General features: G+C 40.2%; 9 protein-coding genes. 5 read left to right on the forward strand and 4 right to left on the reverse strand.

Annotated features, from left to right (window positions below; translation table 11 throughout):
- Nucleotides 1-79: 79 nt before the first annotated feature.
- The 3 genes from J7E52_RS02600 to J7E52_RS02610 form a co-directional block, all read right to left on the reverse strand.
- A complete protein-coding gene (locus J7E52_RS02600; protein ID WP_034314684.1) occupies nt 80-598 on the reverse strand; it encodes a tryptophan transporter in 519 nt (172 codons plus the stop codon).
- A gap of 126 nt (nt 599-724) precedes the next feature.
- On the reverse strand, nt 725-1,828 hold the full coding sequence (serC, locus tag J7E52_RS02605; protein ID WP_214743546.1) for a 3-phosphoserine/phosphohydroxythreonine transaminase: 1,104 nt from the start codon (nt 1,826-1,828) through the stop codon (nt 725-727).
- A 262-nt stretch (nt 1,829-2,090) separates the two neighbouring features.
- A complete protein-coding gene (locus J7E52_RS02610; protein ID WP_214743547.1) occupies nt 2,091-2,513 on the reverse strand; it encodes an HIT family protein in 423 nt (140 codons plus the stop codon).
- Nucleotides 2,514-3,172: 659 nt separating this feature from the next.
- On the opposite strand from J7E52_RS02610, the gene J7E52_RS02615 reads away from it, so the two are divergent.
- The 3 genes from J7E52_RS02615 to J7E52_RS02625 all read left to right on the forward strand — a co-directional run bounded on the left by J7E52_RS02615 (nt 3,173) and on the right by J7E52_RS02625 (nt 5,928).
- Nucleotides 3,173-3,916, forward strand: coding sequence for an ABC transporter ATP-binding protein (locus J7E52_RS02615; protein ID WP_214743548.1), 744 nt, complete (start codon nt 3,173-3,175; stop codon nt 3,914-3,916).
- A complete protein-coding gene (locus J7E52_RS02620) occupies nt 3,909-5,117 on the forward strand; it encodes an ABC transporter permease (protein WP_214743549.1) in 1,209 nt (402 codons plus the stop codon). Before J7E52_RS02615 ends, J7E52_RS02620 begins: the two co-directional genes overlap by 8 nt.
- A gap of 106 nt (nt 5,118-5,223) precedes the next feature.
- Nucleotides 5,224-5,928 carry an EcsC family protein gene (locus tag J7E52_RS02625; RefSeq protein WP_214743587.1) on the forward strand — a complete coding sequence of 235 codons (705 nt, stop codon included), beginning with the start codon at nt 5,224-5,226 and terminating at the stop codon, nt 5,926-5,928.
- A 28-nt stretch (nt 5,929-5,956) separates the two neighbouring features.
- Here J7E52_RS02625 and J7E52_RS02630 read toward each other — a convergent pair whose 3' ends face one another.
- Complete coding sequence (locus J7E52_RS02630; RefSeq protein WP_214743550.1) at nt 5,957-7,168, reverse strand: M20 family metallopeptidase; 1,212 nt, start codon at nt 7,166-7,168, stop codon at nt 5,957-5,959.
- A gap of 92 nt (nt 7,169-7,260) precedes the next feature.
- On the opposite strand from J7E52_RS02630, the gene J7E52_RS02635 reads away from it, so the two are divergent.
- A complete protein-coding gene (locus J7E52_RS02635) occupies nt 7,261-7,884 on the forward strand; it encodes a phosphatase PAP2 family protein (protein ID WP_214743551.1) in 624 nt (207 codons plus the stop codon).
- A 397-nt stretch (nt 7,885-8,281) separates the two neighbouring features.
- Nucleotides 8,282-8,428, forward strand: a 147-nt coding sequence (locus J7E52_RS26785; protein ID WP_483861531.1) for a transposase, incomplete at its 3' end; no start/stop codon positions are given.

Below are 8,428 nucleotides of genomic sequence, written 5' to 3' on the forward strand. Positions count from 1 at the left end.
ACTAGAATTCCAGATTCATAAGATTGGAAAAAAAGCACCGGACATTCCGGTGCTTTTTTAGGTATGATGATCCTGCTGCTTAAGCATTAATGGGTATATTTGATTTTCTTACGATGCCGTTCACAATTGGATAAATGATGACCATCGCAACTGTGTTTAACAGTACGGCAGGAAGTACAACAGCGCCGAAAAGTGCAACGAAAGGCCCTGGAAGCGAAACGATATAATAAGCCGATCCAAGGAAGACAGCGCCGGAAATCAATGTTCCTACGGCAGTCAAGATACTAACGGTGACAACGGATGTTGAAAACTTCTTAAGACTGATGAATAAAAGGTAAAACAGAAAGGCTGTTGCCAATTTGTCTATGATATTTGGAATCTGTCCTGCAGGAAATGTAGTTGTCATGGCAGAGATGGCTCCAGCAGCCAGGGCGACAATGAATACATTCTTCTTCGCGGGAAACAGGGTAATTGCCAAAAACATCATCAACAGCATCATATCCGGTTTCATTCCAAGGAAGAATCCAGGTACGATAAAATGCAGGGCAGCCCCAATCCCGATTAATAGGGACAGTGACACAAGGGTTTTCGTTTTCATTTACTCATCTCTCCTATTCTCATCTCAACTAACATCTTTTCTTCAACAATGCACTATTGCCTGTTGCAAGAAGTTTAAAATAGTATATCATAAGACCTATTTTTTTAGAAGTTATATTTGTTTGAATTAAAGGGTTTGAGCTTCCTTCGCTTTATACGATTCCTGGAATTTCTTCATGAAATCAGCAAGGTCCTGGCAATGGGATAGAGGGACCGCATTATAGATGGATGCTCTGCAGCCGCCGATGGAACGGTGACCGTTCAGTCCTACGAATCCGGCTTGCTTCACTTCTTTAAGGAATTGTACTTCAGCTTCTTCAGACGGAAGCGTGAACGTTACATTCATTAATGAACGGCTGTCCGGTAGGGCATGGCCTTTATAAAAACCATCACTGCCGTCGATGGCATCGTAAATGACTTTTGCTTTTTCTTCATTGATTTCAGCAATCTTTTCCACGCCGCCCTGTTCTTTTGCCCAATCCAACACAAGGGACAATAAGTAAATGGCCAATGTCGGAGGAGTGTTGTATAAAGAATTATTTTTCGAATGGATAGAATAGTTCATCATGGATGGGATTTTGTCATTATCGGTAATTAAATCTTTACGGATGATTACGACTGTGATTCCCGACGGACCTAGATTCTTTTGTGCACCTGCATAGATGATGCCGAATTTACTAATATCAATCTTTTTGCTGAGAATATCACTTGACATATCGGCTACTAAAGGAATGTTGCCTGTTTCCGGGAAGTCCTTCCACTGTGTTCCGTAAATCGTATTATTGCTTGTGATATGAAGATATGCGGCATCATCATTCAATTCGATGTCTTCGACTTTAGGGATGAACGTATATTTTTCATCTTTGGATGAAGCGACTACGGCCGTTTCACCAACCTTTTTGGCTTCTTTTAATGCTTTTTCCGACCAAGAACCAGTGAGGACATAATCTGCCCTTTTTCCATCATTCAAAATGTTCATGGGAATCATGGAAAATTGTAGACTTGCTCCTCCTTGCAGCAGCAGAACTTCATAATTTTCAGGAATTTCCAAAAGGTCTTTTAATGATTGAATGGCATGGTTATGAATTTTTTCGAATTCCGAACTTCTGTGGCTTAATTCCATGACGGACATACCGGAATCCTCAATGTTCAACCATTCGTTTTGAGCTCTTTGTAAAACTTCTAAGGGAAGGGCGGCTGGCCCAGCGTTAAAATTGCGTGCACGTTTCAATTTTTTTCCTCCTATACGACTATGTGATAAAGTATTTGAGACTATTCATATATCCTACCAGAAAACTAAATTCAATAGGAGGAAAATTTAGAATTTTAAGTGACAATCCGTTTTAATGATGTGCCAATGTAAAAAAGGTCCTGCACTTTAAAGTGAGGACCAAATCGGGATCATTGTTTTTATGCAACAAGCGTGCTAAAGTTCGATTCTTTTTTAAAAGAAATAACGTAAGGAGAAAGAAACTTTCACCGCCATCACGGTCTTATTTTAAATGCTGTGCAATGGAGTCAGCGATTTGTTTCAGGTCATCTGGTGTATAGTCGCTGGTATTCGTTTTCCAAACAGCCCCAAAGCCGTCACCTTCTCCATGCCGAGGAATTAAATGCATATGAAAATGGAAAACGGACTGTCCTGCAGCCTCTCCGTTATTATTTAAAGTGTTCAGGCCTACAGGTTGGAATTCCTGTTTCAGGGCGCGGGCAATTTCCGGCACCACTTCAAAAAGATTCTTGGCGATCTCCGGTGTCAACTCATAAAGATTTTCCTTATGTACTTTAGGTATTACCAGCGTATGGCCTTTTGTTACTTGACTGATATCGAGAAAGGCCAATACATGTTCATTTTCGAAAACTTTACTGCTTGGAATTTCCCCATCGATTATTTTGCAAAAAATGCAATCACTCATAAAAAAACGCTCCTTTAAAAGTTAATGTATTTGGTTAATCGTACCATAGCTTGAATCCTTGAGAAAAGGAAAAATCATAAAAACAGGATGCAACATAAGTTGCACCCTGCCTGTCGAAAAAGGGGGTTAAGCTTCAAAATTCGCATTAGCATAAATTCTCTGCGACAAACACCTCATCTACATTTTAGTAAAATACGGTTATTATCTGATTAGAGATTTTCCATTCAAAGCAACCATCTCCTATATCTTTAAAGTTTCATCAACTTTCAAAGCATAATTGATAATTATTGAATGATTTTTCTGCTTTTACGTGCAAGAGAACCATCTCCTTGCTCGAAACGATTTTTTTTATGAAGCTTCTGGTTTAATTCAGTTATACGTCTTTAACTGACACCTCATTTACAATATGATGTGAATCATTTGTAATAAAACTTATGGGCATTTCAGTGTAATACGTCTTTAACTGACACCTCATTTACAATATGATGTGAATCACACGTAATGACTAACCCCTTCTTCCTTATTTATGATGACCACCAAGGAGGGAAAATATAATTAGTTATTTATGGAAATTTTGTTCCGGGAACACTCGACTATATTAAAGCAGGAGAATTTGATAAAATGGAAATAAGAACCTCTATATAGAAAGGGTCGTTTATATGTCCTTATTGGAAATAAAGCAATTAGTGGGCGGATACACGAAAACGCCGGTTTTAAAAGGAATAAGTTTTGACATCCAGCCAAATGAGCTAGTGGGGTTAATCGGGCTCAACGGGGCTGGGAAAAGTACGACGATTAAACATATCATCGGACTCATGGAGCCGAAAGGCGGAAGTGTCTCGATTCATGGTAAAACACTTGCCCAGGACCCGGATACATATCGTAAACAATTCACTTATGTTCCAGAAACGCCAATCTTGTATGATGAGCTTACACTTGAGGAGCATTTAAAGCTTACGGCCATGGCACATGGTTTGGCGGAAGCCACATATAAAGAAAGGATGGACATTCTGTTAAAGGAATTCCATATGGAGAAAAGGCTTAAATGGTTCCCGGCCCATTTTTCAAAGGGAATGAAGCAAAAGGTCATGATCATGTGCGCTTTTTTAGTACAGCCGTCTTTATATATCGTCGACGAACCATTCGTAGGTCTTGATCCATTAGGCATTCAATCCCTGCTTGATTTGATGAGGAAGATGAAAGAGAGCGGAGCGGGAATTTTAATGTCTACACACATACTGGCGACTGCCGAGAGGTATTGTGATTCTTTCATCATACTGCATAATGGAGAGATTCGCGCAAAAGGCAATCTTGAGCAGCTTCGTGAACAATTTTCAATGCCGGGGGCAACTCTAGACGATTTATATATCCAATTGACGAAGGAAGAAATCGGTTATGAATAGTCAAAATCTCTGGAAGGAAAGATATTTAGGCTATATAAATGAAACGCAAAAATATCTTCGCTATATTTTTAATGGCCATCTTGTTTTTGTCATGGTATTGGTTCTTGGTGGTTTGGCTTATTATTACAGTGATTGGGTGAAGACGTTAAATAGTGATTTCCCTGCTGAATTGATCATGGCCTTTGTTTTATCGATCATTGTGACCAGAAGCCCGATAAATACTTTTTTGAAAGAACCCGATACGGTATTCCTGCTTCCGCTTGAAACGAAGTTGAGAAGCTATTTCAAGAATTCACTGATATTAAGTTGGGTCATGCAGGGCTTTATTCTTCTGGTTGTCCTAATTGCATCTATACCGATGTATTCGAAGGTTACGGGTGCAGGAGGTAAGGACCTTGGAATCATCCTTGCCGTTTTGCTTATTTTGAAGTTTTTGAATTTAACCATGCGCTGGCTGGTATTGAAATATCAGGATACATCAGTGAGCCATTGGGACTCACTCATCCGCTTTTTACTTAATGGAGTGATTCTTTATTTCATCTGTTCAAGGGCAAATATACTGTTTGCACTTATAACCTTTTTATTATTGTTAGGACTTTACATGTATTATCGAAGCGCAACCAAAGGTTTTGTGTTGAAGTGGGAACGGCTGGTGGAATTGGAAAACAAACGGATGAATTCTTTTTATCGAATAGCGAACATGTTTACTGATGTTCCTCATTTGAAAGGGAAGGTAGCGAGAAGGAAATGGATGGACTGGCTATTATCACTCATTCCGTATGGTGATAAATCCACTTATACCTATCTTTACGCCCGTACTCTGCTGCGATCCAATGATTATGTGGGACTTTGTTTTCGTTTAACTATCATAGGGTCCGTGATCTTAAGTGTATTCACTAACATATGGGCACATTTGATTGTAACGTTCATGTTCCTATTCATGACAGCCCTGCAGCTGCTGCCGGTTTGGAAGGCTCATGAATGGAAAGTATGGGTCTCACTATATCCATTGCCAGCAAAAATGAGGGAATCTGCAGTCATAAAGCTAATTTCCTATTTCCTATTATTCGAGGACCTTATCTTCAGTTTGGTCCTGCTAGTGAAAGGGGAATGGATGTCCGCTTTAGCCGCCTTGGCAATGGGGTTTGTTTTCATCTTCGGTTTTAAAATTTATGCAGTAAAGAAAATTAAAAACTTTTAAGCAAAAGCTGATTTTTTCATAAAATCAGCTTTTGCTTTTAAGAAAAGAAAATTGAAAATAAAAGCCTCATAGGGGGTATATACATATTTAACGGAGGTGTTAAATGATGGATGAATATGAACAAAAGGCAATATCGGAACTAGTATCATGGAAAAAGAAAGTAGCCAAGAAATCCGGCAGGCTTGAGCGGATGTCCAAAAAGGCGCAAATCAAATTGAATAGTTATATTCCGGACCGAGTGCACAAAATGATTACTGATAGTATTAAAGGGATGATAGAGGCCGTATTATCAGGTTCTAAATATATGTCTAAAGAAAAAAATGTAGTGCTACTATCCTTGCAGCAAAAAGAAGAGTGGGTTGCGGAAACGGTAACGGCCTATCGGAAAACGGCCGTTATAGAAGGTGTGGGAACCGGAGCGGCAGGGCTTTTAATTGGATTGGCTGATTTCCCATTACTGCTTAGTATCAAGATGAAATTATTATTCGAACTATCCCGTATATACGGTTTCGATCCAAATAAATATGAGGAAAGATTGTTCATTCTCCATATCTTCCAGATGGCATTTTCAAGCGAGGAGAAGAAGTTGGAAACATTACGGGTAATAGAGGATTGGGATTCAGGGAAATGGCCGGAAATAGACTGGCAAGAATTTCAGCAGGAATATCGCGATCACATCGATGTCATCAAAATGTTCCAGCTCGTTCCAGGTTTTGGGGCAGCTGTCGGTGGATATGCCAATCATCATTTATTGGAACATCTTGGGGAGACGGCTGTCAATTGTTACCGAATCAGACTGCTTAAAGAGTAAGGGACGGGGATACCCCGTCCCTTTACCATTACCGCAATAGCGATTCATTCACTTTTTGTGATGATTGTTTCTTATTGTGATAGGTTACCGCTGCAGTGCCTAATATTTTGGCTGCAATGAGCATCGCTTTTTCATCAATGTCAAACAAAGGATGATGATGCGGATATGTATGTTCATTTTTTGGCCTGGCTCCCGTAAAGAAGAATGTACCTTTTACATTTTGTAAATAATAAGAAAAGTCTTCACCTGTCATATCCGGGTCAATTTCCTCTGTAATTAAAACTTCCTTGACGGACTCAGTGCTTTCGATGAGGAATTTAGTTTCCTCAACATGTGGAATAACAGCTGGATAACCTTGAAAGTATTTATATTCATAGGTGCAGTCCGCTGCCAGGCAGGTTCCTTTAACAATCCGCTCCATTTCTTCGCTAATGAATGAACGGACATCTTCCTTGAATGTGCGGACAGTCCCGATTATTTTAGCCTTATCTGCAATGACGTTAAAGGCATTATCTGCTACAAAGGAACCGACGGTAATGACTGCAGAATCTATTGGGTTAAGGCGGCGGCTTACGATTTGCTGCAGGGCCATGACGAGCTGAGAGCCGACTACGATTGCATCACGGGTTTTATGCGGCTGGGCTCCATGTCCGCCCTGCCCTTGAATGGTGATTTCAAAACGGTCAGCAGCGGCCATAAGGGGTCCATAAGCGTATTGGACAGTTCCGGTTGGGGCCGTGGCCCATAAATGGGTGCCGAAAATTACATCGACCCCATCAAGGCAGCCAGCCTCAATCATCGGTTTGGCACCCCCTGGAGCATATTCTTCTGCATGCTGGTGGATAAATATATATTCACCTTCGAGCTCATCCTTCAGTTCATTCAGACTTTTTGCAAGGACAAGGAGTGTCGCTGTATGGCCATCGTGTCCACACGCATGCATTACCCCGGGGACGGAAGATTTATAGGGAACTTCTTTTTCATCTTGAATGGGCAAGGCGTCGAAATCAGCGCGCAATGCAACGGTTTTACCAGGCTTACTGCCTGTGACTTTGGCAATAACACCATTACCGCCTACATTCGTCCGGTGTTCGATTCCAAGTTTTTTATAATATTCAGCGATGAAGGCCGCCGTTTGGGTTTCTTGAAAAGAAAGCTCGGGATGTTGATGAAGATAACGCCTGATGGAAACCATTTCTTCATATGAACCATCTAGAAGATCGTGTAATCGCTGTATCATTTTGCACCTCCCAATGATTGGATTAATTGTAAATAGTATATCATATTCTGAATAATCCAAAGTGAATTAAATACCTCGAGGAGAGATATATAATGATTAAATATTCCTGGGTTGCCATGGTTTTGCTCTGCATGTTGCTATTCTTTTATTTGATGAATGAAGTCCAGGGTAAGGAGACTTTAGCGTTTGATACATATATTGCGAAACTTTTTTCAATAGGTGAAAATACTTTTTCGTTCACTTTCTTCAAGTTCATTACCTATCTTGGGAAATCCATGTTCATTGGTATTGGAAGCTTACTATGTGTTCTATATTTGTGGATAATAAAGAAGGATTATTGGACCATGGCCGTCTTCTCTATCGGAATTGCTGGGGGTGATGTATTAAATGGGTGGATAAAAAATCATGTTAAAAGAGTGCGCCCTGAACATCCTTTGATGGAGACCGCTGGCTTCAGTTTTCCAAGTGCCCACACAATGGTGGGCCTTGTTTTCTTCAGTATGGTTGCTTATTTAATCATGAAAGAAATTAAAGGGAACTCATTGAAATGGGCGGTGGGAATCGGTATCGTTTGTCTGGTTCTGCTAATCGGTGTCAGCAGGATCGCTATGAAAGTTCATTTTCCAACTGATATCTTGGCAGGTTATGCATTAGGAGCGGCATATAGTTTAACCTTGTTTAAATTGTTTAAATTCCTGGGGCCTAGAGTCCTTTGAAAAAAGGAATCAGATGAAATATATGTAAATATCCGTTGCATTTCCCCGGAAATAAAGAAGGAATTTGTCGGATTGTTATAGGGTTTCATGATTTTTTAGCGTCCAAATTAACGTTTTGTATTACTATGAAGAGGCCCATCCTTTTAGAGTTTGTCTACAGTCTTTTTATGGCTTTTACAATTTGAACGTTGATTTCCACTCCAGGCACTCGCTTTCCGCGGGCGGTCCGGGAGCCTCCTCGGCTTGCGCCTGCGGGGTCTCCCCTAGACGCGCTTTTCCCGCAGGAGTCTCGCACCTTTCGCTCCAATCAACTCTGTTATAAAATTTAGATAGAACCTCTTTTGCCTACAGTCTTTTTTGTTTTAAAATGGAAGTATTAAAACTTGAGGTGATGAGGATGCTTTCTAAACATGATTCTATTCAGCGAGATCAACTTGAAATGATTACTTTAGATCAATTGGTGCCAGCGAACCATTTGGTTCGTAAAATTGAGGCTGCCATTGACTTCTCTTTCATTTATGATTTGGTGAAAGATATGTATTCA

The sequence above is a fragment of the Bacillus sp. ISL-34 genome (assembly GCF_018613325.1).
Taxonomy (GTDB): Bacteria; Bacillota; Bacilli; order Bacillales; family DSM-1321; genus Peribacillus.

What these genes read in the sequence shown, in the direction of transcription:
- J7E52_RS02600 (WP_034314684.1), bottom strand. Translation starts at nt 598, where the DNA reads ATGAAAACGAAAACCCTTGTGTCACTGTCCCTATTAATCGGGATTGGG.
- J7E52_RS02610 (WP_214743547.1), bottom strand. Translation starts at nt 2,513, where the DNA reads ATGAGTGATTGCATTTTTTGCAAAATAATCGATGGGGAAATTCCAAGC.
- J7E52_RS02615 (WP_214743548.1), top strand. Translation starts at nt 3,173, where the DNA reads ATGTCCTTATTGGAAATAAAGCAATTAGTGGGCGGATACACGAAAACG.
- J7E52_RS02620 (WP_214743549.1), top strand. Translation starts at nt 3,909, where the DNA reads ATGAATAGTCAAAATCTCTGGAAGGAAAGATATTTAGGCTATATAAAT.
- J7E52_RS02625 (WP_214743587.1), top strand. Translation starts at nt 5,224, where the DNA reads ATGGATGAATATGAACAAAAGGCAATATCGGAACTAGTATCATGGAAA.
- J7E52_RS02630 (WP_214743550.1), bottom strand. Translation starts at nt 7,168, where the DNA reads ATGATACAGCGATTACACGATCTTCTAGATGGTTCATATGAAGAAATG.
- J7E52_RS02635 (WP_214743551.1), top strand. Translation starts at nt 7,261, where the DNA reads ATGATTAAATATTCCTGGGTTGCCATGGTTTTGCTCTGCATGTTGCTA.